This is a genomic window from SAR202 cluster bacterium, assembly GCA_016872285.1.
Lineage (GTDB): Bacteria > Chloroflexota > Dehalococcoidia > Lucifugimonadales.
Genome location: VGZZ01000039.1, coordinates 1 through 23064, shown reverse-complemented (window position 1 = coordinate 23064; position 23064 = coordinate 1). Strand labels below are relative to the sequence as shown.

General features: G+C 59.1%; 26 protein-coding genes. 7 read left to right on the top strand and 19 right to left on the bottom strand.

The genetic code is table 11. The annotated features are described in order from the left end of the window. Positions 1 to 717 (top strand): phosphoglycerate transporter (locus FJ320_10145; GenBank protein ID MBM3926323.1); only part of this gene is annotated, 717 nt, incomplete at its 5' end. A gap of 35 nt (positions 718 to 752) precedes the next feature. Here FJ320_10145 and FJ320_10140 read toward each other — a convergent pair. From FJ320_10140 to aspS, 5 genes are all read right to left on the bottom strand, one after another. Continuing rightward, positions 753 to 1220: a hypothetical protein gene (locus FJ320_10140; protein ID MBM3926322.1), complete on the bottom strand. Its 468-nt coding sequence runs from the start codon at positions 1218 to 1220 to the stop codon at positions 753 to 755. A gap of 24 nt (positions 1221 to 1244) precedes the next feature. Next, positions 1245 to 1535, bottom strand: coding sequence for a hypothetical protein (locus FJ320_10135; GenBank protein ID MBM3926321.1), 291 nt, complete (start codon positions 1533 to 1535; stop codon positions 1245 to 1247). Between the two features lie 75 nt (positions 1536 to 1610). Further along, positions 1611 to 2228, bottom strand: a complete 618-nt coding sequence (locus tag FJ320_10130) for an ATP-dependent Clp protease proteolytic subunit (protein MBM3926320.1) — start codon at positions 2226 to 2228, stop codon at positions 1611 to 1613. Beyond that, complete coding sequence (gene tig, locus FJ320_10125) at positions 2218 to 3582, bottom strand: trigger factor (GenBank protein MBM3926319.1); 1365 nt, start codon at positions 3580 to 3582, stop codon at positions 2218 to 2220. Before tig ends, FJ320_10130 begins: the two co-directional genes overlap by 11 nt. Positions 3583 to 3675: 93 nt before the next feature. After that, entirely contained in the window at positions 3676 to 5475 is a 1800-nt protein-coding gene (gene aspS / locus FJ320_10120) for an aspartate--tRNA ligase (protein ID MBM3926318.1), read from the bottom strand. A 210-nt stretch (positions 5476 to 5685) separates the two neighbouring features. Between aspS and FJ320_10115 the strand changes: the two genes are divergently transcribed. The 3 genes from FJ320_10115 (at position 5686) to FJ320_10105 (ending at position 8416) form a co-directional block, all read left to right on the top strand. Next, positions 5686 to 6486, top strand: coding sequence for a rhomboid family intramembrane serine protease (locus FJ320_10115; protein ID MBM3926317.1), 801 nt, complete (start codon positions 5686 to 5688; stop codon positions 6484 to 6486). Between the two features lie 240 nt (positions 6487 to 6726). Continuing rightward, entirely contained in the window at positions 6727 to 7383 is a 657-nt protein-coding gene (locus tag FJ320_10110; protein MBM3926316.1) for a redox-sensing transcriptional repressor Rex, read from the top strand. Positions 7384 to 7486: 103 nt separating this feature from the next. Continuing rightward, the gene (locus tag FJ320_10105; protein MBM3926315.1) at positions 7487 to 8416 is read left to right on the top strand and encodes a TerC family protein; all 930 of its coding nucleotides are present in this window, start codon (positions 7487 to 7489) and stop codon (positions 8414 to 8416) included. Between the two features lie 60 nt (positions 8417 to 8476). Here FJ320_10105 and FJ320_10100 read toward each other — a convergent pair whose 3' ends face one another. The 10 genes from FJ320_10100 to FJ320_10055 all read right to left on the bottom strand — a co-directional run bounded on the left by FJ320_10100 (position 8477) and on the right by FJ320_10055 (position 16396). Next, positions 8477 to 8917, bottom strand: a complete 441-nt coding sequence (locus FJ320_10100) for a F0F1 ATP synthase subunit epsilon (GenBank protein ID MBM3926314.1) — start codon at positions 8915 to 8917, stop codon at positions 8477 to 8479. 8 nt (positions 8918 to 8925) lie between these two features. Further along, entirely contained in the window at positions 8926 to 10329 is a 1404-nt protein-coding gene (gene atpD / locus FJ320_10095) for a F0F1 ATP synthase subunit beta (protein ID MBM3926313.1), read from the bottom strand. 52 nt (positions 10330 to 10381) lie between these two features. Further along, entirely contained in the window at positions 10382 to 11245 is an 864-nt protein-coding gene (gene atpG / locus FJ320_10090) for an ATP synthase F1 subunit gamma (protein MBM3926312.1), read from the bottom strand. 14 nt (positions 11246 to 11259) lie between these two features. After that, the gene (locus FJ320_10085; protein ID MBM3926311.1) at positions 11260 to 12777 is read right to left on the bottom strand and encodes a F0F1 ATP synthase subunit alpha; all 1518 of its coding nucleotides are present in this window, start codon (positions 12775 to 12777) and stop codon (positions 11260 to 11262) included. Positions 12778 to 12800: 23 nt separating this feature from the next. Continuing rightward, the gene (gene atpH / locus FJ320_10080; protein ID MBM3926310.1) at positions 12801 to 13364 is read right to left on the bottom strand and encodes an ATP synthase F1 subunit delta; all 564 of its coding nucleotides are present in this window, start codon (positions 13362 to 13364) and stop codon (positions 12801 to 12803) included. A 6-nt stretch (positions 13365 to 13370) separates the two neighbouring features. Next, positions 13371 to 13871, bottom strand: coding sequence for a F0F1 ATP synthase subunit B (gene atpF, locus FJ320_10075; GenBank protein ID MBM3926309.1), 501 nt, complete (start codon positions 13869 to 13871; stop codon positions 13371 to 13373). 29 nt (positions 13872 to 13900) lie between these two features. Beyond that, positions 13901 to 14131: an ATP synthase F0 subunit C gene (locus FJ320_10070; GenBank protein ID MBM3926308.1), complete on the bottom strand. Its 231-nt coding sequence runs from the start codon at positions 14129 to 14131 to the stop codon at positions 13901 to 13903. Positions 14132 to 14311: 180 nt separating this feature from the next. Continuing rightward, on the bottom strand, positions 14312 to 15469 hold the full coding sequence (locus FJ320_10065; GenBank protein MBM3926307.1) for a F0F1 ATP synthase subunit A: 1158 nt from the start codon (positions 15467 to 15469) through the stop codon (positions 14312 to 14314). Then, positions 15469 to 15711: an AtpZ/AtpI family protein gene (locus tag FJ320_10060; protein ID MBM3926306.1), complete on the bottom strand. Its 243-nt coding sequence runs from the start codon at positions 15709 to 15711 to the stop codon at positions 15469 to 15471. Before FJ320_10060 ends, FJ320_10065 begins: the two co-directional genes overlap by 1 nt. A 136-nt stretch (positions 15712 to 15847) precedes the next feature. Then, entirely contained in the window at positions 15848 to 16396 is a 549-nt protein-coding gene (locus tag FJ320_10055) for a bifunctional nuclease family protein (protein ID MBM3926305.1), read from the bottom strand. A 143-nt stretch (positions 16397 to 16539) separates the two neighbouring features. On the opposite strand from FJ320_10055, the gene FJ320_10050 reads away from it, so the two are divergent. Next, positions 16540 to 19080 carry a hypothetical protein gene (locus tag FJ320_10050; GenBank protein ID MBM3926304.1) on the top strand — a complete coding sequence of 847 codons (2541 nt, stop codon included), beginning with the start codon at positions 16540 to 16542 and terminating at the stop codon, positions 19078 to 19080. A 17-nt stretch (positions 19081 to 19097) separates the two neighbouring features. Here the strand turns inward: FJ320_10050 and FJ320_10045 are convergent, their stop codons facing one another. Genes FJ320_10045 through FJ320_10030 form a run of 4 tightly spaced genes read right to left on the bottom strand, consistent with a single transcriptional unit; the run spans position 19098 to position 21222 of the window. Then, complete coding sequence (locus FJ320_10045) at positions 19098 to 19919, bottom strand: DUF2019 domain-containing protein (GenBank protein ID MBM3926303.1); 822 nt, start codon at positions 19917 to 19919, stop codon at positions 19098 to 19100. A 47-nt stretch (positions 19920 to 19966) separates the two neighbouring features. Continuing rightward, positions 19967 to 20668: a hypothetical protein gene (locus FJ320_10040; protein ID MBM3926302.1), complete on the bottom strand. Its 702-nt coding sequence runs from the start codon at positions 20666 to 20668 to the stop codon at positions 19967 to 19969. Positions 20669 to 20680: 12 nt separating this feature from the next. Further along, on the bottom strand, positions 20681 to 20860 hold the full coding sequence (locus FJ320_10035) for a DUF3090 family protein (GenBank protein ID MBM3926301.1): 180 nt from the start codon (positions 20858 to 20860) through the stop codon (positions 20681 to 20683). Next, a complete protein-coding gene (locus tag FJ320_10030; protein MBM3926300.1) occupies positions 20839 to 21222 on the bottom strand; it encodes a DUF3090 family protein in 384 nt (127 codons plus the stop codon). Before FJ320_10030 ends, FJ320_10035 begins: the two co-directional genes overlap by 22 nt. A 46-nt stretch (positions 21223 to 21268) precedes the next feature. Here FJ320_10030 and FJ320_10025 point away from each other — a divergent pair, with 46 nt between their 5' ends. Beyond that, positions 21269 to 22576: an LLM class F420-dependent oxidoreductase gene (locus FJ320_10025; GenBank protein MBM3926299.1), complete on the top strand. Its 1308-nt coding sequence runs from the start codon at positions 21269 to 21271 to the stop codon at positions 22574 to 22576. Between the two features lie 317 nt (positions 22577 to 22893). After that, positions 22894 to 23064: sulfite exporter TauE/SafE family protein (locus FJ320_10020; GenBank protein MBM3926298.1), on the top strand; the 171-nt coding region annotated here is incomplete at its 3' end.

Below are 23064 nucleotides of genomic sequence, written 5' to 3'. Positions count from 1 at the left end.
GAACTGGATGCCAAAATCGACTTCGTATTCAGCAACCGCGAGGAGGGCGAGGCTGAGGGCAGCGACCTCTTCTTCGACCTCGTGGGCCGCCACGGCCTTCGCCTCCTCACCCTCTCCTCCCGCCGCCTTCGCCGCGAGATGAAGGGCCTCCCGCCCACCGAGATGCGTAATCGCTACGACCGCCGTGTCATGGAGTTTATCGGCGGCTACCAGCCCGACATCTGTGTCCTCGCCGGCTACATGCGAATCGTCAGCCCTGAGATGTGCCGCCGCTACGCCATGGTCAACCTCCACCCCGCCCTCCCCGGCGGCCCTGCCGGCGAGTGGCAGGGTGTTATCTGGCAGCTAATCGAATCCAAGGCGAACAAGACCGGCGCGATGATACACCTGGTCACCGAGGAGCTAGACCAGGGCCCCGTCCTCTCCTACTTCACCCTACCCCTGGACACCCAGCCTTTCCGCGACGCGTGGCGGCAGATGGAGGGCCAGCCCGTCGCCCAATTAAAGCAGCGCCACGGCGAAGACCTGCCGCTGTTCAAACTCATCCGCCAGGCGGAGTACCGCCGCGAACCTTATCTGCTGCTGGAGACCCTGAAATCGTTAGCTGGCGGCGATGTGCGAATTAAGGACAGGCAGGTGGTGGACGCGGCGGGGAAGCTGGTGGAGGGGGTGGACCTGACGAAGGACATAGAGAGACAGTTAAAGGCCTCTGCCTAACTGTTAATCAATTCCAGAAGTTGCTGATGTAAGTCTTACCAGGCTATAACCAGCAGTGGTATTCGGCTATTACCAGACCAATCGATCTCTTTCCCTGCGGCGTCAGTAACTTTGAGACCAAGTTCCCGAGCTACCGCTGCTCCTGCTGCAACGTGTACTTTGCCCATGTCTGGGAATATACCCGCCCCAAGGCGGCCAAGGCATATTTCCGTTATCGGATAAGTGCCGGATGCAAACACATTGATGTAGCCAAGTTTTGATATCCATCTGTGTTGTTTCAGCGCAAAATCTATAAATTCATTCGCAAAGGATTTTTCAACGACGACGGTTGTACTCTCTAGCGCTTCATTCATCGGATGAGTAGCCTTCCAAGGCTTCCCGTTCCTCTCCACCCCTCTTCCACGCACGGCAATCAATTCCTCGCCTAAAGGCGGAACACTGATTCCACCGGCAATTAAGTCTCGCCCAGACCATAGCGCAATGTTCGCTCCCCAGTGGCCGATTCCCTGGCTGAATGGAACCGTTCCTCACAAAGGGTCAACGAGCCAGGTTAAATCCCCAATCTTACCCTGACTAGTCGATTCCTCTGAGAGAATATTCGCGGAGAACGAAGTAGCCATAAGAACCTTGGAAATCTCTTGGTCTGACGCGATATCCGCCTCAGTCACCAAATCCCTTGGCCCTTTTAACCACGATTCAAGTTTGCCCGATTCAGTTTTCTCAAATCTTCTAGTGAGTTCTGACGAAGAGGCACGCAGCGCCAATCTTATAGTGGTGACGATATCTCCTGAGTTTACTCTTGTCTGCTTTCTGTCCATGCCGCCAATATTAACACGGCAACAAAAAAGGCCCTCCGATGAATCGGAGGGCCTTTTCTAATGTCTCTTTCTTACCTAGGCGCTCTTCCCGTTGGTGGACGTCCTCATCAAAATCTCATCCACAATCCCGTACTCCTTGGCCTGCTCCGGCGTCAGGTAGTAGTCCCGGTCCGTGTCTCTGGCTATCTTGTCGTAAGTCTGGCCCGTGTTCTCAGACAGAATATTTCGAATCTTGTCTTGCACCCGCAGTATCTCCCGCGCCGCGATTTCGATGTCGCTGGCCTGGCCCTGCGCTCCGCCGATGGGCTGGTGCATGTGCACCGTCGAGTTGGGCAGCGCGTACCGCTTACCCTTCGTCCCTGACGACAGCAGGATGGTCGCCATACTGGCGGCCATGCCCACGCATATGGTGGACACGTCGCACTTGATCAGCTTCATCGTGTCATAAATCGCCAGGCCGGAGGTGATGACGCCGCCGGGGCTGTTGATGTACAGGTTTATGTCCTTGTCCGGGTCCTCACGCTCCAGGAACAGCAGCTGGGCGATGATGAGGTTTGCCGTCTGGTCCATGATGGGCGTGCCCAGAAAGATGATGCGCTCGCGAAGAAGCAGCGAGTATATATCGAAGGCCCTCTCACCTCGGGGGCCCGTCTCAATGACCATGGGGATGATGTTCTGGGGATTAAGCGTCACTCTCGGTTCCTCCTTCTTCCGGTTCAGGTTTAGCCGCCGTCTCTTCCTCGACCTGGGCGCTGCCAGCCTTGCCTTGCACCACTTCCGCCAGGCGCTCCAGGGTCTTCCTAACTCGAATCGATGATTCTACCGACGCCCTCATGCTGGGCGATGACATAAGCCGCCGCATGTTGGCATCCCGCGATTCCAGGGCCGATATTGTCTCCTGGATCTCCTGCGACACCTCTTCCTGCGACACCTCTATCTTAAAGTCTTCCGCCATTTTGTTCAGCACCAGTGACCGCACTGTCCTGTCCTTGGCCTGAGGCTGAAACTCTTTGTGCAGGTCCTCTTCCGTCTTGCCGACCTGCTGCAAATATGTCTCCATGTCCATGCGGCGTGCGCGAAGCGCCTGGGCCTGCTCGCGTATCATATGGCCCACTTCGCGATGCACAATCATGTCCGGCATCTCGATAGTCGCGCCTTCGATAACCTTTCCCAGCGCTTTCTCATATAAAACCTGGTCCGTTTCCCGCTGCGCCGCCTTGGTCAGGCTCTCGCGGATGCTGTTCCTGAGGGCCTCCAGGCTCTCGTAGCCCTGGCCGGCGCCCTTGGCGAAGTCGTCGTCCAGGGTGGACAGGTTCTTGCGCTTGATCTCGTGGACGGTGACCTTGAACTCGCAGTCCTTGCCCGCCACGCTCTTGTCGGGGAAGTCCTCCGGCGCTTTCAGCGTGAAGGTCTTTGTCTGCCCCTTATTCATCCCCTCCACCTGCACCGAAAACCCCGGCAGCGGCATCTGGTTCTCCAATAACGGGATGAAGTCCACGCCCTTCTGGTTGGCGATGGTCCGCAGTTCCGACTTGGCCTCCATATCCAGCGTCACCAGGTCCTCGAACTGCGCTGCCCCCTCCACCGGCTCCCATGGCGCCGTGTCCTTCCGAAGCCGCTCCAGCACTTCCGTGACCTTGTCCTCAGTGACTTCGATCTTTTCGGCTTCCATGCGGATGTCCTGGTAGCCGCCAAGGTCCACTTTAGGCTCTAGCGGGACGGTGGCCTTAATCTGAATTGGGTCGAGTTTCAGAACGTCGATGTCCGGCTGGACGAAGGGCTTGATGTTCTCCTGCTTCACCGCCTTGTCCACCGACTCGGGCACCATGAAATCCAAGGCCTCGTGCAGCAGGTGGTCGCGGCCCACCATGCCCTCCACCACCGCCCTGGGCGCCTTCCCCTGACGAAAGCCCGGCACTCTGACCTTATTGACCACACGCCGGTATGCCCGGTCTAAATACGGTTCCAGGTCCCCCGGCTCTAACTCGATGTTCAGGGTGATCTCTGTTGGAAGGGTGGCCTCCCTGGTAACTTTCAACGAACGCACACTCCTCTAAATCCGATTTTTCGATTATAGCATAGCTAGGCGGCGGTTAAGCTAAACTTCCGGCTAGCTTGGCCTCGACAGTTGGCTTGCGGCCTATCCGCCCGAAAGCCTTATCCCCAGCTCTTTCAGCTGCGCCTCCGACACCGGCGACGGCGCGCCGAAGAGCAGGTCTGTCCCGCTCTGGGTCTTGGGGAAGGCGATGGTCTGCCGAATGTTGTCCTCGCCCGCCAGCAGCATCACCAGCCGGTCGATGCCCGTGGCGATGCCGCCGTGGGGCGGCGCGCCGTACTCCAGGGCGTCCAAAAGCTGCCCGAACTGCGACTGTCTCGCGGCCTGGTCGTGCCCCATCAACTCCAATATCTTCTCCTGCACCTCGCGGCGATGGTTGCGAATGCTGCCGCCGCCCGCCTCGTAGCCGTTGCATATCAGGTCGTACTGCTTGGCCATGGCCTTGCCCGGGTCGGTGTCCAGCAGGTGTACGTCCTGGTCCAGCGGCGCGCAGAAGGGGTTGTGAGGCGAGTCCCACCGGTTCTCCTCGGGCTTCCACTCCAGCAAGGGGAAATTCACTACCCAGCCGAAGGCCAGAATGTTGGGGTCCGCCAGCTTGAGCCGCTCGCCCATCATCTGCCGCAGGCTGCCCAGCGCGCCGTTGGTCTCCGCCTCCGGCCCTGCCACAATGAGCAGCAGGTCGCCCATGGACGCGCCCATCCGCTGTCCCATGGCCTTTATCTCGTCAACATTCAAATACCGCCCCGCCGATGACCGCACCTGCTCCACAGTCAGACCATCCAGACTTCCCTTACCCTGGCCTAGGGCACCCTGACCTAGTGCAATAGTAACCAAACCCTTGGCGCCCTTGGTCTTAACAAACTCCACCAGCTCGTCCGTCTGCCGCCGCGAGTAGCCGGCGCAGCCGGCCGCCACAATGCCCTTCACCACACCGCCGCCCTGCGCCGCCGATTTAAAGACCTGAAACTGAGTGTTCCGCGCCAGATCGGTTATGTCCTTCAATTCCATGCCAAATCGCAGGTCCGGCTTGTCGCTGCCGTAGCGGCCCATGGCGTCCTTGTAGTCCAGCCGCGGGAAGGGAGAACTCAGTAACCGCTTGTGGGGCGTCACGGTCTTAACTATCTGTGTGTGCATCTCTTCGATGAGGCCAGTGACGTCGGCCAGGCCGACAAAGCTCATCTCCAGGTCCATCTGCGTGAACTCCGGCTGCCGGTCAGCCCTCAAGTCCTCATCTCGAAAACACCGCGCGATCTGAAAATACTTCTCCAGTCCCGACACCATCAGCAGCTGCTTCAACTGCTGCGGCGACTGGGGCAGTGCGTAGAAGCTGCCCCTCTGCAAGCGGCTGGGCACCAGGAAGTCGCGGGCGCCCTCCGGCGTGCTTTTGATGAGGATGGGCGTCTCCACCTCCACAAAGCCTCGCTGGTCCAGGAAGTCGCGAATGAACTTCACGGCGCGGTGCCGGAGGATAATGTTGTTCTTCATCCGCTCGCGCCGCAGGTCCAGGTAGCGATAGGTCAGCCGCAGTGTCTCCTCGACCTCCTGCTCCTCGTTGATATAAAAAGGCGGCGTCTTGGCTGGATTCAGCACTTCCAGCCCTCCTGCCGTAACCTCCACCTGCCCCGTCGCCATTCTTGGATTCTCAGTCCCTGAGGGCCGCTTCCCCACCTGCCCAGACACCTTCACCACCCACTCGACGCGCAAATCGTGGGCCTGCGGCATCTTCTCCGGGTCCACTACTACCTGCACCACACCCGACCGGTCCCGCAGATCGAGAAATATAATTCCGCCGTGGTCGCGGCGGCGATGCACCCAGCCCGCCAGCGTTACTCGCTTGCCGACGTGCCGCAGTCCTATGTCGTTGCACGGGGTCCGGTCTCGCACACATGCCTCCAGATAGTTACTACACGATGGCGATTGATTATAGTTTAGCTTCTCCAAGGCGGCAATGAAGCCCTAGTTGTCGACGCCAGAGCGGTTGACTCAGGTTTGTCTTGTAGTACACGCGGCCCCTATCTGATAGACTGCGAATAGAGCCTCCATGTTCCTTGCCTCCAACCCCTCGGTCTTAACACTCAAGCGAGGTTGCGAGCTTTGTTTCCCATAGGGGATCTCGAAAACATCAGGACCACCCGGCCGTACGTCACCTATGGCCTCATTGGCCTGAACCTCCTTGTCTTCTTCTACATGCTGTCCCTTGGCGGCTCCGTACTCTTCTCCGACTCCTGTGACGTTACCGCCTTTGTTTCTAAATTCGGCGTCATTCCCAGCGAGCTGTTCAACGGCGAGAACTACACCCAGTTCCGTTGTCCCGTGCAAGAGGGCAGGTTCACCCGATTCGAGGCCGTCGACATCGCGTCCCCAATTCCTACGTGGGGCACCGCCTTCACGTCCATGTTTGTCCACGGCGGCTGGCTCCACATCATCGGCAACATGCTCTACCTCTGGGTCTTCGGCGACAACATCGAAGCCCGGTTCGGCCACCTCAAATTCCTTCTGTTCTACCTGGCCGCGGGCCTGGCGGCGGTATGGGCGCAGGTGATAATTAACACCAATTCGGAAATCCCCATGGTAGGCGCCAGCGGCGCCGTGGCCGGCGTTCTAGGCGCTTACCTCGTGCTGTTCCCGCAGAATCGGATAAACACGGTAGTCATCTTCTTCCTCATCACGGTAATACAACTTCCTGCTCTTTTCGTTCTCGGTTTCTGGTTTATCCTGCAGCTCTTCTCCGGCATCGGTTCCCTGGGCGTCCTGGAAGGCGGCGTGGCCTACTGGGCGCACATCGGCGGCTTTGTCCTCGGCATGCTGGTGGCGGTCATCTACAGGCTCATCCGGCGGGAACCCATCCTTCAGACACCCCGGCGGCGCCGCAACCCCTGGGACCGCTTCCCCTGATTACACATTTCCCCGCCTCGATGAAAGCCTAAATCATTCCTTCGTACTATAACCAGCCGGTAGCCGACCGAAGCGCCCCTCAGATTTTATGTAACGTCCCAGAATTCGTATCTAACGAATATTGACACTTTTGTCCTAAGCGCAATACAATCCCCAAGGCTTGTAACTCTTTTCACAAAGGGGTAAGAGTCGGGCGTCCGCCGAAGTTTGCGGCGGGCCGCTTTACCATAGGACTGTGGATTGGAAGGACAAGAGGCAAATCGAGGGGCTAATTACAACTCCGTACCGGAGGTGGTGATTACTCGACTGCCTCAGTACATTCGAGTCCTCTATTCCCTCCTGGAGTCCGGTGTTGACGTAGTCAGCTCCGCCCAGTTGGGCGAGCAGCTTCAGGTTACCCCCGCCCAGATCAGAAAAGACCTCAGCTATCTGGGCCGTTTTGGCAAGCAGGGCCGTGGTTACAATATCCGATATCTTATCGCCGAGCTTAAGCAGGTACTGGGCCTCAACAAGAAGTGGAACGCCTGCCTGGTGGGCGTCGGACGCCTGGGGCGGGCCATCCTCAGCTACCCAGGCTTCGCGCCTGAAGGCTTCGAAATTGTCGCCGCTTTCGACTCGGACCCGGCTATCGTCGGCCAGACCATCGCCAGCCTGAAAGTGCAGCCCATCGAAGACCTGGATAAGGCCATCGCGAAACATAAAATAAACATTGCCATTATCGCCGTGCCCGGTAAAGTCGCCCAGGACACCATTAAACGCCTTACAGACTGCGGTTTAAAGTCTATACTTAACTATGCGCCGGTCTACGCTCAAGTGCCCAAGGACGTTAAGGTGCGCAACGTGGACCCCGTGCTGGCCCTTCAGTCCATGACTTATTACCTGGTGAACCGGTCATAGAGTTACTAGGTATCCTCCACAATTTTATGTCTTCACTCTAGCGAGGCTTTAATTGTCTGCCCAAACCGCCTTATGGCTCGTCTTCTTTGGCATCATTGGAATCATGCTATTCCTTGACCTGGGCGTCGCTCATAGAAAAGCCCACGTCATCAAGGTAAAGGAGGCCCTCACCTGGGTAAGCATCTGGATCGCCTTTGCCGTTGTCTTCGGCGTTCTCATAAACATCTTCATCGGCAAGGACGAATCCCTGGAGTACTTCACAGGCTACATCGTGGAGTACTCGCTCAGTGTGGACAACCTCTTTGTCTTTGTCCTCATCTTCACCTACTTCGCCGTTCCGGCCAAAGACCAGCACCTTGTCCTCTTCTGGGGCATTGTGGGCGCCATGGTCATGCGCATCGCCATGATTGCTTTAGGCGTGGCCTTGCTGGAGAGGTTCGACTGGATAATCTTCGTCTTCGGCGCCTTCCTGATAATCACCGGCAGCCGCATAGCCATCGGCAAAGAGAAGAAGGTTGACCCTGAGAAGAACCTTATCCTGCGCCTGGTCCGCCGCGTCATACCTGTAACCCCGACTTACGAAGGCGACAAGTTTATTGTTCGCAAGGCCGGCAAGCTTATGGCGACGCCGTTGCTTATGGTGCTTATCGTAGTGGAGACCACCGACCTCATCTTCGCCGTCGACTCCATCCCCGCCATCCTCGCCATCACCACCAACACCTTCATCGTCTACACCTCCAACACCTTCGCCATAATGGGCCTTCGCTCCCTGTACTTCGCCCTCGCCGGGCTCATGCCCCTCTTCCGGTTCCTCCACTACGGCCTGGCGATAATCCTGGTGTTCATCGGCGCCAAGATGATCGCTTCCGAGTGGTACCACATGGAGACCTACATCTCTCTGGTCGTGGTCATCGGGGTGCTGGCCGCATCGGTCATTCTCTCCCTTATCTTCCGCGCTCCCCCTGAGGAGGCCGCCGAGCACGCGGTCATACACACCCCACAGACTGACCCTCACGCTCCCAAGCAGCCGTGACGGGAGAATAAAAGCCCTCCGAATGTCGGAGGGCTTTTCTCTAACTTATTTTGTGAACTCTTAGGTCCGGCGCTCGCCCGGTCCTGCCTGCCCGCCTCGAGTGCGGCGTCGCGCTACATTCAAGCGCACCTGGGCCCGTCGCACCGCGGCCATGGCCTGCTCCAGGTCCACGTCGGCGCCGCGCTGGGCCAGCCGTTCCTGGGCCGCCTTCATCGCCGCCTGCGCCCGCTCCTCATTTATCTCCTCGGAGCGCTCGGCGGCGTCGGCCAGGACGGTGACCTTGTTGTTCATCACTTCCAGGAAGCCGCCGGTCACGGCCAGGTAGTTCTCCTGCCCGCCCTTGCGAATAATCAGCTCGCCGGGCTGCAGCATAGTCATCAGCGAGGCGTGGTGCGGCAGTATGCCAAGCTCGCCCTCCACGCCCGGCGCCACCACCGCCTCCACCTCGTCGGAATAGACGATGCGCTCGGCGGTGATGATTTCTAGTTGCATTGTTGCCATGGATAAACCTAGGCCTTGGCCCCGACTCCCATCTTCTCCGCCGTCGCTATCACCTCTTCAATGGTCCCCTTCATATAGAAGGCCTGCTCCGGCAGGTTGTCATGCTTGCCCGCTAAAATTTCGGTGAAGCCCCGAATCGTGTCCTTCACCTGGACGTACTTGCCGGGAATGCCGGTGAACGCCTCGGCGACGAAGAAGGGCTGGGTGAGGAAGCGCTGTATGCGGCGAGCTCTCGCCACCACCAGCTTGTCCTCCTCCGATAGCTCCTCGACGCCCAGGATAGCGATGATGTCCTGAAGGTCGCGGTAGCGCTGCAGCACTTCGATGACGCCTCGCGCCACCCGATAATGCTCTTCGCCCACGGTGCCAGGTTCCATGATTCGTGAGAAGGACGCCAGCGGGTCTACCGCAGGGTAGAGGCCCTGGGAGGCCAACGCGCGCTCCAGCGCCACCACCGCGTCCAGGTGGCCGAAGGTGGTGACAATGCCGGGGTCGGTGTAGTCGTCGGCGGGGACATAGATGGCCTGGAAGGAGGTGATGGAGCCTTTCTTGGTCGACGTGATGCGCTCTTGCAGAGCGCCCATCTCCGTCGCCAGCGTGGGCTGGTAGCCCACCGCCGACGGCATGCGGCCCAGCAGCGCCGACACTTCCATACCGGCGAGGATATACCTGTATATGTTGTCGATGAACAACAGAACGTCTTGGCCCTGCTCGTCGCGGAAATACTCGGCCATGGTCAAACCCGTGAGGCCGATGCGCGCGCGCACGCCCGGCGGCTCGTTCATCTGGCCGAAGACCAGCACCGTGCTGCCCAGCACGCCGGAGTCCTTCATCTCGTGCCACAGGTCGTTGCCCTCGCGGGACCTCTCGCCCACCCCCGCGAACACCGACACGCCCTTGTGCACGGCGGCGATGTTTCGAATAAGCTCGGTGATAATAACCGTCTTGCCGACGCCGGCGCCGCCATAGGCGCCAATCTTACCGCCCTTGGTGAAGGGGGTGATAAGGTCAAAGACCTTGATGCCCGTCTCCAGAATCTCCACCGCGCTGGACTGCTCTTCAAAGGACGGCGGCGCGCGGTGAATAGGCCACCTCTGGCCCGCCTCCACCGGCCCCAGGTTGTCCAGCGGGTCGCCGGTCACGTTAAATAAGCGCCCCAGGGTCTCCTGCCCCACCGGCACAGGCACCGGCGAGCCGGTATCATCGGCCTCGGTGCCCCGGGCCAGGCCCTCGGTAGGCCCCAGCGCTAGACAGCGCACCCAGTTGTTGCCGATGTGCTGCTCCACTTCCAGCACCAGCTTCTCGCCGTTGTTGTCCAGCGTCAGCCCGTTAAACAGGCCTGGCAGCTGGTCCGGCGGGAACTCCACGTCCACCACCGTGCCGATGACCTGCACCACCTTACCCTTAGCCATTTCCGTCCTCCAGTGTCCCGTCCGCCTGCGGCGGATCGGGACGAGTCGATTTCTAAGACCTCAAGGCCATAGCGCCGCCGATGATGTCGAGGATCTCGCTGGTGATAGCGTTCTGCCTCACCTTGTTCAGGTCCAGGGTTAGCTCGTCCACCAGCTCGTTGGCGTTGTCTGTGGCGTTGCGCATGGCAACCATTCGGGCCGATTGCTCGCTGGCGCTCAGCTCCAGCATGGCGTGGTATATCTCCATCTCCACGAATCGAGGCAGCAGCGCGTTCAGCACGGCCGCGGGGTTGGGTTCGTATATATAGCCTACCTTGGACTCGGCGGGCAGTTCCGCCGGGTCCACCGGCAGAAGCTTCACTATCTCAGGCTGCTGCGACACCAGCGAGATGAATTTGGGATATGCCAGATAGACCTCGTCCGCCTGGCCCTCCATGTAATTCTTCAAGATGAGCTGGGATATGGGCAGGATGTCCTTAATCGCCGGCCTGTCCCCAATATTGACGAAGGCAGCCTGCAAGTCCTGCCTCGACCGCGCCATAAAGTCTCGACCCTTGCGCCCCACGGCGATGATGCTGACAGGCGTAGGCCGCTTCTCGAGAATGAACTGGGCCACCCGCCGGTTCATGTTGCCGTGAAGGCCGCCGCACAGTCCCCTGTCCGGCGTCAGGTGCAAGACCTGGATTCGATTCACCTGCCGGCGGTCCAACAGCGGGTGCCCGCCGCTCTCCTCGCGAGGCTGCGCCTCCAAATCGGCTATGACCTGGGCCAGCTTCTCGGCATAGGGCCTGCCCGCCAGCACCAACTGCTGGGCGCGGCGCATCTTGGACCCCGCGATGAGCTGCATAGCGTTGGTCACCTTGGCGGTGTTCTCAACGCTGCGAATGCGCCGTCTTAGCTGTCTCAGGCTAGGCATGTTTAGTTATCGCCTTAGGTCGAGGCCTTGAACGTAGCCTTGAACTCGCCCAGGGCCTTCTTCATCGCTTCCTCTATCTCCGGCGTGATGTCCTTCTTCGCCATGATGTCGCGCTCGATTTGCGGATAGCTGGTCTCCATGTAACGATGCATCGCATCCTCAAAGGCGCGGCACTGGGGGATGGGAACGTCGTCCAGGTAGCCGTTGGCCAGGGCGTAGAAGATGGTAATCTGCTTGCCCAGCGACATGGGCTGGTACTGGGGCTGCTTCAGGATTTCGATGCTGCGCTGCCCCCGCTCCAATTGCGCCCGCGTGGCCCTGTCCAGGTCCGACGTGCCGAACTGGGCGAACGTCGCCAGCTCGCGGTACTGCGCCAGGTCCAAACGCAAGCGTCCCGCCACCTTGCGCATGGCGCGAGTCTGCGCCGCGCCGCCCACTCGCGACACCGATATGCCGGCGTTCACGGCGGGGCGTATGCCCGCGTTGAACGCCTCCGGCTCCAGGTATATCTGGCCATCGGTAATCGATATGACGTTGGTAGGAATGTAAGCGGAGACGTCCCCCGCCTGCGTTTCGATGATGGGGAGGGCGGTGAGGGAGCCGCCGCCGTGCTCCTTGTCCAGTCGCGCGGCCCGCTCCAGCAGGCGGCTGTGGAGATAAAACACGTCGCCGGGGTAGGCCTCGCGGCCCGCCGGTCGCTTCAGCAGCAGCGACATCTGTCGGTAGGCCCAGGCGTGCTTGCTCAGGTCGTCGTAGATAATCAGCGCGTCCTTCCCCGCCTCCATAAACTCTTCGCCGATGGTGCAGCCGGTGTAGGGCGCGATGTACTGCAGCGGCGCCGGGTCCGACGCGTTGGCCGCCACTACTACTGTGTGCGCCATGGCCCCGTGCTTCTCCAGCTGGGCCACTACGTTGGCCACCTTGCCCTGCTTCTGGCCGATGGCGACATATATGCAGAGCAGGTCCTGGCCCTTCTGATTGATAATCGCGTCCAGGGCGATGGCAGACTTGCCGGTGGACCGGTCGCCGATGATTAGCTCGCGCTGGCCGCGGCCTATGGGTATCATTGAGTCGATGGCCTTAATGCCCGTCTGCACCGGCACGTTCACCGACTGCCGCACCACCACGTTGGGCGCGATGCGCTCGACAGGCCGGTTCTTGGTGGAGCGGATGGGGCCTTTGCCGTCCAGCGGCCTGCCCAGGGCGTCCACCACGCGGCCCACCATGGCGTCGCCAACGGGTATTTCGATGATGCGCCCCGTCGAGCGTACTTGATCACCCTCTTTAATAGCGTTGGGGTCGCCCATGATGGCGGCGCCCACCGTGTCCTCTTCCAGGTTTAGCGCCAGGCCTAAGATATCCTTGGGGAACTGCAAAAGCTCGCTGTACCGCGCGCCCTGGAGGCCCTGGATGCGGGCGATGCCGTCGCCCACCTCCACCACTGTCCCCACGTCCACCATCCGGAGCTCGCCGGCAAACTCTTCGATTTGCCGCTTTATGACCGTTACTATGTCTGAACCGCGCGTCGTCATGAATTAGCCTCCTGGCTGCAAACCTATGCTCGCGAACCTACCGGCGCCCGCTCCAACTCGCTTCGCAGGCCCTCCAGCTTGGACTTGACGCTGCCGTCCATCACCCTGTCGCCCACCTTAATAAGCAGGCCGCCGAGGATGGAGGCGTCCACCCGAGTGTCCAGCACAACCCTTTTGCCGGTAAGCTCCTCAACAAATTTTCCAATGCGCTGCTTTTCTTGATCATTTAAAGGCACGGCGGAGGTCACGCTCACCCGCTCGATGCCGCGATGCTTGTCCACAAGTTGGACAAACTCCTGCTCGATGCGCGGCAGCCGCTCCACCAGCCCCTTCGACACCACCACGGCCACCAGGTTCCTCGCCTTGGGGTTGATGTTAGGCAGGACTTCTCGCAGGGCCTTGGTCTTTCTAGACAGAGGAATCTTGGCGTGTTCCAGAAAGGTCTTAAAGCTCGGGTCGCTGACGGCCTGGCCGACGGCCCGTAAGTCTCTAACCCAGCCGTCCAAAGACGCGTTGGCGTTGTCCCCTTCCAGAGCTAGCTCGAAGACCGCCTGGGCGTAGCGTTTGGCCCCGCCTTTTTCCGCCATTAAAGCCTAGCCCTTCCTCATCTGCTGGCCCTCTTCCAGGACCTTCACAATTAGGTCCCGATGGGCCCTATCGTCTAGCGACTTGCCTATGACCCGCTCCGCCGCCTGAATAGTCAGCCGCGCGAAGTTGGCCTTCACCTCTTCAATGGCGTCGTCCCGCTCCCGCTGGATGTCCTGGCGCGCCCGCTCGACAAACGCCTCCGACTCCTTGCGAGCCTTCACCATCTCGTCCTCGCGGTACTTCTCCGCCTGTGTTCGGGCCTGGTCCAGCAGCCGCTGCCCCTCTCGACGGGCCTCGGCCAGCTGCTCCTGGGTTTTGGCCTGGGACGCGGCGGCTTCTTGTCGGGCCTTGTCCGCCGCCTCCAGGCTCTCGCGTATGCGCTCGGCCCGCTGGTCCAGCAGCTTCAGGACCGGCTTATACGCAAAGAGGTAAAGGATTATCAGCAGCAGCCCAAAGTTGAGGGTGAAGATTAGTAGGCTGGGTAGATTTAAACCTAGCTCTGCCACAAAAAGCCTCCCATTTTCCTACGTGTTGCCTATACCACCAGGGCTAACATGACCGCCACAATGAGGGCGTAGATGCCCAGGGCTTCGGCGAAGGCGATGGCCAGAATCATGTTCTGCAGAATAGCGCCGCGGGCCTCAGGGTTCCGCCCAATGGCGTTCATGGCCGCGGAGCCGAGAATGCCTATGCCTATGCCCGGCCCCAGAAGGCCCAGGCCTATGGCCAGGCCCGCCGCCAGTAGCTTTGCAGCATTTTCTTCCAACATGTTTCCTTACCTCTCTCCTATTATTTTCTCGGGGATTTGGATATCTATTGATTCTGCTTGCTGGCATAGATGGCGTAAACGCCGCCTACCAGAGCGCCTACCAGGGCCACCAACACTACCGTGAATATGAAAACCAGGACCTCCAAGATTCACCTCCCTAGACTGATTTCTGTACCTCTAATGCTCGTCTCCATGATGGGCCACGGCCAGCGTCGCGAAGGTCACCGTCAGTCCAGCAAATATCATGGCCTGTATCACGCCCACCAGAAGCTCCAGCTCGTAGAAGAAAAGGCTCGGTACAACAAAGGGGAACAAGAAAGTGGCCACCAGTATCAATATCTCCCCCGCCAGCATGTTGCCGAACAGCCTGAAGGTGAAGCTCAGCAGCCGCACCACCTCGCTGATGCCCTCCAGTATGCCCACAAAGGCGTCGATGCCGCCGCTGAGGTAGTGCTTGGGGCCTTTGAGAATCCAACCGAACCTGAAGAACTTCCCCAGATATCCGAAGCCCAGAGACCTCAGCCCCCAGAACTCCACGAACAGAAAGGAGACAATAGCCAGGGCCAGCGGCATGTTCAAATCCGTGCCCGCCGGCCGCAGCAGGTCTATCTTCCCAGGCAGGTGGTGCGAAACAATGGACGCCTCGTACACATCCTTCTGGTCCGTTTTCTCGCCCGCCACCTCAATCTCCTCGCCTACGTGCGGCTCTGCATGGTCCTCAAATACAGTGTGTTCTTTGTCGATTAGGAATGTGTGGCCGCCCTCCAGCACCAGCCTTGCGCCGTCATAGCTCTCCACCACACCCGATTCTTCCACATCGTGATGCTCGGGATGAAAACCCAGCGCGGGGTAGAAGGGAAGCAGGCCCATCCACGCGTTCAACATCACGAATAGAAATACCGTGGCGATGACTGGAAAAAACGCCCGCCCAAACCGCTTACCCGCCACGCCTTCGACAAAGTTCAGCAGTGCCTCGATAATCGTCTCCACCAGCGCCTGAAAGCGGCCCGGCACCAAACTCTTCTTCGACGCGCCGATAATCAGTATCGAAGCCAGGATAATAGTGGTAATGAACGATGAGAGCATGGTGTTGGTGATGGCGAAGCCCATGATCCCCAGGTTCTCGCCCCGCGCCGACTCCTCCCGCTTCTCCTCCGGGAACACGGCCCCCGCCGGCAGGTGCACTTCCGGCGTCTCCAAAATCGGGTCCGAGTCCCTCAGCGTCGCGCCGATGGCCCCAACAATGACTCCGTACAACGCCATGACGGCAAGACCTATTAATATTGTCCTGACTATCCACTTTTTGGAGGTGGACTTCTTGTTGGGCTCAGCCATTAGCCCGCACCCTTGCCCGCATTGTTACCGCTGCGGTCCGAATCTGCCATCAATGACGCCACCAGTTTATATATGCCGTAGAAGGCCACCACCACACCCAGCACCGTTCCTAGCAGGATAAAAAGCGGAGTGGTGCCCGCCTTCTTGTCCAGCCAGACTCCACCGCCGACTCCAAGGACTATGCAGAAGGCTACGTACCATCCCAGCCCAGCCAGTCTGAGGGCAACGGCCCACCCAGACATGGCTACCTGAGAGACTGTGTGAAGATTATCACTATCGACCCCCCAAGTCAATACGGAAATCGTCACGCCCAAAATAAGAGTCCCCGACCGTCATGTTACACGGTCGGGGACTCTGCCGCCAGCGTTAAGATTATGTCTAGCCCTTCTGAGGCTTGCCGAAGTCCTCCAGGTCCAGGCTGTTGATGAAGTCCGTGAAGGCTGAGAGCTTCTGTATCTCCTCCTCCTTGACCTTCGTTGGCTTGTCCCCCGCCGCCTCATCCGGCACAATGGGTTTGCCCGTCTCAGCGTCCAACTGAATCCCCGCCTGGTCCAGCACCGTGTCCTCAGCAAATATCGGCACCCTCGCCCGCACCGCCAGGGCAATGGCGTCGCTGGGCCGCGAGTCTATCTCCACCGCCTTCCCGTCCACCTTCAGCCCAATCTTGGCGAAGAAGGTGTCGTTCTTCAAATCGCTGACCAGGATGTGAGTGACGGTGGCGCCCAGGTTGTCGATGATGGCTTGGAGCAGATCGTGAGTCAGAGGACGCGGGACCGAGATGTCCTGCAGCTTCACCGCGATGGCATCCGCTTCGGCGGGGCCGATCCAGATAGGCAGATACCGGTCGGCTTCCTTCTGCTTCAAGATGACCACCCGCTGGTAGTTCATGAGGCTGACCCGGATGCTGTCGATGGTCATCTCATGCATGTGATATCTGCCTCCTTCATCGTACGCTAATTGTAGGTTTCGCTTTCCTTGAGTGTCAAGGTAAGCTAACCCCACTCATCAGCGTCGCTCTTTCATTATACTCCCACGCTTCTCAACCATGTTCATGATGCTATAATCCTCTCATGCCTCCTAAGACCACCAAGCCCGGGCGCAGGTCCAACAGCGTCGCCAAAACTAAGGCAAGCGCCCTGGAGCGGTTCAAACTTCCAGTAGAGCAAGTCCGCTGGTCCATCGACCCCGCCGCCTTCCCCTTCACTTGCACCGACGATCTCCAGCCCCTGGACGGCTTCATCGGCCAGAAACGCGCCATCGACGCCATCCATTTCGCCCTGGAGGTCGAAAAGCCTGGCTACAACCTCCTCGTCACCGGCCTCAACGGCACCGGCAAGGCCTCCGCCATCAAGACCCACATCGACGACCTCGTCGAAGAACACCTCTCCAAAAATATCAAGTTCCAGGTCTTCGACTGGTGTTATGTCTATAACTTCACAGACCCCGATCAGCCCAAGGTGCTGAGACTGCCCCAGGGCATGGGAAAGAAATTCCGCAGCCAGGTAGAAAACCTCCTCAAGAACATTCGCAGCGAGCTTCACAAGATATTCAACGATGATGAGTACAAAGCCCATCGAAAGGCCATTGAGGAGGAAGGCAGGGGCCGCCACCAGCGCACCCTGGAGGAGATTCAGCTGGAGGCGCGGCAAATAGGCTTCGGCATCCAGTTCTCGCCCATGGGCGTCAACATCTTCCCCCTCAAAGACAACCGGCCCCTCTCTCCTGAAGATTTCATGGCCCTGCCTGAGCCAACCCGCAACGAAATCGAGCAGAAGCGGGAAAGCCTATCCTCCAAAGTTCAGTCCACCCTGGAAACCCTCCGCGGCATAGAGTCCGAGACGGTCAACAAACTGCGAGAAATGGAGCGCAAGGCCGCGGAGGCCGGCCTAATGTTCATCTTCAAAGAGCTGAGCGGCGGCTTCTCGAAGCTGCCTGAAGTCCAGGCCTTTGTGAACGCCTTGAAGGAATACACCTTCAACAACCTGGCCCAGTTCCAGCCCCAGGAACCCCAGGAACCACAAGATCGCCCTCCCACTCTCACCGCCCCCGTAGTCCCCAGCCTCATCCCCATTCCGGGAATGCCCAGAAACCCCTTCCTCCCTTATGAAGTCAACCTGTTTGTCGACAACAGCGAGATAAAAAATACCCCCATTATTATTGAGTCCAATCCTACCTGGGGCAACCTCTTTGGCCGCATCGAGCGCCGCGCCGTCATGGGCACCTATCTCAGCGACCACACCATGCTCAAGGCCGGCGGCGTCCATCGCGCCAACGGCGGCTATCTAATCCTGAACGCGCGAGAGCTTCTATTGAACCCGGGCGTCTGGGAAGGGCTGAAACGGATAATTCGCAATCGCGAAGCTCGGCTGGAAGACCCCTACGAGCAGTTTGGCATGCTGGCGCCCCAGGGGCTCCGGCCCCAGCCCATCCCGCTGAACATCAAGGTCATAGTCACCAGCGAGGAGTACACATACCGGCAGCTTTACACGTACGACCAGGAAGACCTGTGGGAGCTTTTCAAGGTCAAAGCCGAGTTCGATTTTCAGATCGACCGCAACGACGAAAACATCCAGGGCTTTTGCAACTTCATCTGCGCCACATGCAAGACGGAAAAGCTCTTGCCCTTCGACCAGTCCGCCGCCGCCCAGGTCATCGAGCACGCCGCCCGCATCGTCAGCGACCAGTACAAGCTGTCCTCACGATTCGGTGTCATGAAAGACCTCCTCATCGAGTCCGACTACTGGGCCCGACAGGCCAACGCCGCCATGGTCAGCGGCGTCCACGTCAAAAAGGCCCTGGACGAGCGTTTCTACCGCCACAACCTCATCGAGGAGCGCCTGCGCAACCTCCTGGCCCAGGGCGTTATCATGGTGGATACCGAGGGCGAGGTCGTCGGCCAGGTCAACGGCCTGGTCTTCTACGACCTCGGCGATATCAGCTTTGGCCGCCCCGCCAGGATCACCGCCCGCACCTTCACCGGCGGCCGCGGCGTGATGAATATAGAGCGCGAGGCCCAGCTTAGCGGCCCCATCCACAACAAAGGCGTCCTTATCCTCAGCGGCTACCTAGGCTGGAAGTACGCCCAGGACAAGCCTCTATCCCTTTCCGCCACCCTCAGCTTCGAGCAGTCCTACGACGGCGTTGAGGGCGACAGCGCCTCCTCCGCCGAGCTTTACGCCATCCTTTCCAGCCTCTCGGAACTGCCCCTCAAGCAGCACATCACCGTCACGGGCTCGGTAAACCAGAAGGGCGAGATCCAGCCCATTGGCGGCGTCAACCAAAAAATCGAAGGCTTCTTTGACCTCTGCCGCCTCAAAGGCCTCACTGGCGCCCAGGGCGTCGTCATTCCCCACCAGAACGTGAAAAACCTCATGCTGAGGCAGGACGTGGTTGAGGCCGTCCGGCAAGGCAAATTCCACATCTACTCAGTCAAGACCATCGACGAGGGCATTGAAATCCTCACCGGCATACCCGCCGGCCAGCGCCAGCCTGACGGCTCCTACCCTAAAGGCACCGTCAACCACCTGGTCGAACAAAAGCTCCGCCGCCTCGGCGAATCGATGAAAGGCTACTACACCACCCTCTTCACCACCGACGGGCATAGCTCCTAGTTCCGCTATCCCCTCAATTATTGATTTGAATATGATTCCTTAGGTGGCTCTATTATCGGTATGTATTCTCCATTCGTCCCAAAGGGCATCGTGAGTCTGCCAGCCCTCCAATCAATTAGAGTTGTCTCAGAAAGAAGACTGACAAAACCTAAGCGTTCGTTGGCGATGGTCTCTAAAGCCTTGGCCGCTTTTACAGGCTCCAACGCTAGCAAATATATAGCGGCTGAACGCCTGACGTGTGGTGATGGATGATCCAACAGCGGGATGAGGGCTGCCTTGCCATGATCATAGGACTTCCATAATTCGCGCGAGGCCTCGTCCATATTGTCCTTGGCCCACTCGATTTTCTTGGAATTATGGGATTCCATTCCTTCGCCATACCTTAAAGAGGCCTTGGTAAACTGCTCTAACAACGAAGTCCCGCACTTACGTTTTGTGCGCCATATACCTTTAGGTGGCGGCTTAATCGGTAGATACTCTCCATTTCGACCAAAGGGTAACTTAAGCCTGCCTACCTTCCATTCCCTGAGAACCATATGAGCATCAACCCTGGCCACCCAATCTACCTTTGAATCCTTATCAATTGCCTTTAGTACCTTCGCCGCCTTCACTGGCTCCAACTCGAGCAAATAAACAGCAGCTGAGCAGCGAACAAATGGAGATGAGTGGTCCAACAATGTTAGGAGGGCAGCCTTGCCGAGGTCATCCGATTTTCGCAATTCGCACAGTGCTTTGATTTTCTCGTCATAGGCCTTGTTAGCACGCTTAGGGTTGGAGTCACTCTCCTCGCCATGCTCCATAGATGCTTTTATAAAGCGCTCCGCCGGCGTCAGCTTCATTATCTTGCCGACCTCCTCCTTTAGACCACTGTCCAGGCGAGGAATCGCTAATACCTCCTCACCTCAGGAAAGGCCCCCATCTCCGCTATCCACTCCATCCGCTTCCCCAGCGCCTCCACTTCCACCGGATGCAGCAGGCCCAGCATCTCCTTCACCTGCCCTGTCGGCGACTTCATCGACTTCAAAAAAGCCTCCATGGCCTCCTGTATCGGCGGCGTCAGCGGCTCGCCCCAGAAGTCCCACACCACCGTCCTCAGCTTCGGCACGTGGTTAAACGTCAATCCGTGGTCTATGCCCCACACCTTGCCCTCGGCGTCGCGGAAAAGATGCACCGCCTTCCGGTCCGCGTTGTTGGCGATGATATCGAAGCAGTGAATAGCTCTCAGCTCCTCCCGGTGGTTCTCGTGGATGTGGTGGTAGAAGCTGTTGGGCCCGTGATGCACAAACCGCTGCACCGACCCTATGCCATAAGGCCCGTCGCGAACGACCGTCTCGGGGATAAACCTCCAGCCCAGGACCTGACTGAACAGGTAGGCGGCGTACTCGCGCTTATAAAGGGTCCCGCTTTCAAAGTCCCACAACGGCACCTCGCCGTCCCTGGGCTTGTAAATCGCCTTAACCTCCTGGCCGGAAGCCCCCCTGATCTTCACCAGAAAGGTGTAGTTGGAACCTACCGGTGAAGGCGCATGGGAGACAATCTCGCCCTCTCGCAGAAGGCGGAGCACCGACGCATCGTTGGACATAGACAAGGTAACGGCCGGCTAGGGCTGGAATTTTTGATGGCCGTTGGCCCTCACGCACATGTGGCCCTCAGGACCTATGGGACGGCTGCATAGAAAGCATCGAGGCCGGCCTGCGTTGCATACGGTGATAGCCTCTTTGGAAAACTCTCGCGCCAGGTTCATATTGATCCAGAAGCTCAGGTCCGCGGGCCCCTGCACCGGCGAGTCCGTGCTGTGGACCAGGAACAAGAAGGACTGGGTGCGGCGTCGTGGCCCATGGACAACTGCCCGATTTTGAAGTCGAAGGTCCGCGCGTCCCCGGACCACGGCCCCTCCGGCGCGTCCCGCGCGCTCCCTAACGAGTCTTCCGACAGCGACTCCGCCACCTGGTGTATGTACGACGCCACCTGCTGCAACTGCTCCTTCTCCAGCCATAGCGACGCTGATGCGCTGCCCGATTTAACGGCCAACCGAAACGTCCGTTTGCCCGGGCTGCCCTCCGCCTCAGGCCGTATGCTCTCCACTGACCCCAAGCTGAACTTTGACTCGTATTTAGGCATGTCTTCCTGTCTCCCGACCATATTACGTCCACCTTCTACCCCTGGCAAGTTACGTCTACATTAACTCGTGGCCGCTGTCTTCTTCCTTCTATGGATGGTTCTATTCGTGAAAACCACAAGCCTCATAGGCATACGGGGCCTGGGGGCCCCTCCCCCCCCGGGCCCCCCCCCCCCCCCTTCTCCTATTGAAAAGGAGAAGAGGGGGATAGGGGGTGATGAGGTGCTCCATATTTTCTTTCCCTCTTCTCCCGACTACGGGAGAAGAGGGACTAAGGGTGATGAGGGTTCCCCACCCAAGACCGAGGTCAGCTTCCCCCGCAAAGCCCCCGCCCCTATAATCCCCTTAATATTAAAGGAGACCCCAATGCCCAAACCTAAAGTCACCTTTGGACTCCAGACCGGCCAGCAAGAGGCTACCTGGCCGCAAATCCGCGACACCTGGCTGGAGTCCGAGGCCCTCGGCTTCCAACACCTCTGGGTCTACGACCACTTCCTCCCCACCGGCACCCGCATCATCGACGGCCCCGCCCCCGACGGCTGGACCCTCCTCACCGCCCTCTCCCAGGTGATCAAAAAACCCAGGCTCGGCACTTTGGTCACCTGTATGACCTTCCGGCATCCCGTGGCCCTGACCAAAATCGCCACCACCCTGGACCACGTCAGCGACGGACGCGCTATCCTGGCCGTCGGCGCCGGCTGGCACGAGCCTGAGCACACCGCCTACGGCATACCCCTGCCGCCGCCCAGGGAACGGGTCGAGCGGTTCGCCGAGGGCGTCCATATCATCAAGTCCCTCTGGACCCGGGAGCGCACCACCTTCGACGGCAAGTACTACCAGATAAAGGACGCGCCCTTCGAGCCTAAGCCCGTCCAGGACCCCCATCCCACCATCGTCATCGGCGGCGGCGGCGAGAAGCGCACCATGGCCGTGGCCGCCCGCTACGCCGACGAGTGGAACTGGAACCTCAACGGCACCACAAAGGACTACGCCCACAAGCTGGAAGTTCTCCGAGAACACTGCAAGAGAATCGGCCGCGATTTTAACGAGATCGCCCTGTCACTAAACGTCGACTTCCTGGTCAGTGACGACGACCGCCGCATCGAAAACGCCCTCAAAGTCCACGCCAGGTCCAACAACCAGACCCTCCAGCAGGCCCGCGACGCCACTATCACCGGCGACCCCGAGGAGGTCATCGGCAAGCTCCAGGCCTACATCGACCTGGGCGTGCGCTCCTTCATCTTCAGCCTCCGCGCCCCCTACGAGGCCAAGGACAAAAAGCGCCTCACCGACCTGGACCAGCGGGGCCTCCGCTACCACACCACCATGGACGACGTCCGCCGCCTAGTCAAAGACGTCCTCCCCGCCCTCCGCTGACCCCGTCTAAGCCTTATTCGGTTCCATTGTAGAGACAACTGTATTTATATGGTGTCGCCTGGCGCTAACTGGAAACTGGTGAAAATGAAAAAAGAAGACGTATTGTCATTCCGAGCGGAGACCTGATGTACTCATCGGGACGCAGTTTGAGCACCTTAACTTGGCTATACCAATCGCGAAATCCCGATGTTAATCGGGTCGAGGAATCTGTTGTGATGGTAACTACGCCAGACTTATACTGACACGCCCCGTATATATTCTCCCCTTCTCACGCAGTCAGCATCGTTGGACTTAACGACAGTAGTCAGGAGGATTATTTGAGCGTCACTGAATTTCTGGAACTTGTCGCCATCGGCATCGGGGCAGGCACTTGGGGCACCCTCATCGGCGCGGGCGGCGGCTTCATCATCGTCCCCCTGCTCCTCTTCCGCGACTCCACCCTGGAAGCGGCCACCGTCACCGCCGTCTCCCTCATCGCCGTCCTCGCA

Excerpts from the sequence above, each read along its gene's own strand:
- atpH (MBM3926310.1), bottom strand. The coding sequence starts at position 13,364 with ATGGCGGAAAAAGGCGGGGCCAAACGCTACGCCCAGGCGGTCTTCGAG.
- FJ320_10105 (MBM3926315.1), top strand. The coding sequence starts at position 7,487 with ATGCTATTCCTTGACCTGGGCGTCGCTCATAGAAAAGCCCACGTCATC.
- FJ320_10085 (MBM3926311.1), bottom strand. The coding sequence starts at position 12,777 with ATGACGACGCGCGGTTCAGACATAGTAACGGTCATAAAGCGGCAAATC.
- FJ320_10135 (MBM3926321.1), bottom strand. The coding sequence starts at position 1,535 with ATGGACAGAAAGCAGACAAGAGTAAACTCAGGAGATATCGTCACCACT.
- atpG (MBM3926312.1), bottom strand. The coding sequence starts at position 11,245 with ATGCCTAGCCTGAGACAGCTAAGACGGCGCATTCGCAGCGTTGAGAAC.
- FJ320_10055 (MBM3926305.1), bottom strand. The coding sequence starts at position 16,396 with ATGCATGAGATGACCATCGACAGCATCCGGGTCAGCCTCATGAACTAC.
- atpD (MBM3926313.1), bottom strand. The coding sequence starts at position 10,329 with ATGGCTAAGGGTAAGGTGGTGCAGGTCATCGGCACGGTGGTGGACGTG.
- FJ320_10060 (MBM3926306.1), bottom strand. The coding sequence starts at position 15,711 with ATGTCTGGGTGGGCCGTTGCCCTCAGACTGGCTGGGCTGGGATGGTAC.
- FJ320_10050 (MBM3926304.1), top strand. The coding sequence starts at position 16,540 with ATGCCTCCTAAGACCACCAAGCCCGGGCGCAGGTCCAACAGCGTCGCC.
- FJ320_10065 (MBM3926307.1), bottom strand. The coding sequence starts at position 15,469 with ATGGCTGAGCCCAACAAGAAGTCCACCTCCAAAAAGTGGATAGTCAGG.
- FJ320_10100 (MBM3926314.1), bottom strand. The coding sequence starts at position 8,917 with ATGGCAACAATGCAACTAGAAATCATCACCGCCGAGCGCATCGTCTAT.
- FJ320_10045 (MBM3926303.1), bottom strand. The coding sequence starts at position 19,919 with ATGAAGCTGACGCCGGCGGAGCGCTTTATAAAAGCATCTATGGAGCAT.
- FJ320_10030 (MBM3926300.1), bottom strand. The coding sequence starts at position 21,222 with ATGGTCGGGAGACAGGAAGACATGCCTAAATACGAGTCAAAGTTCAGC.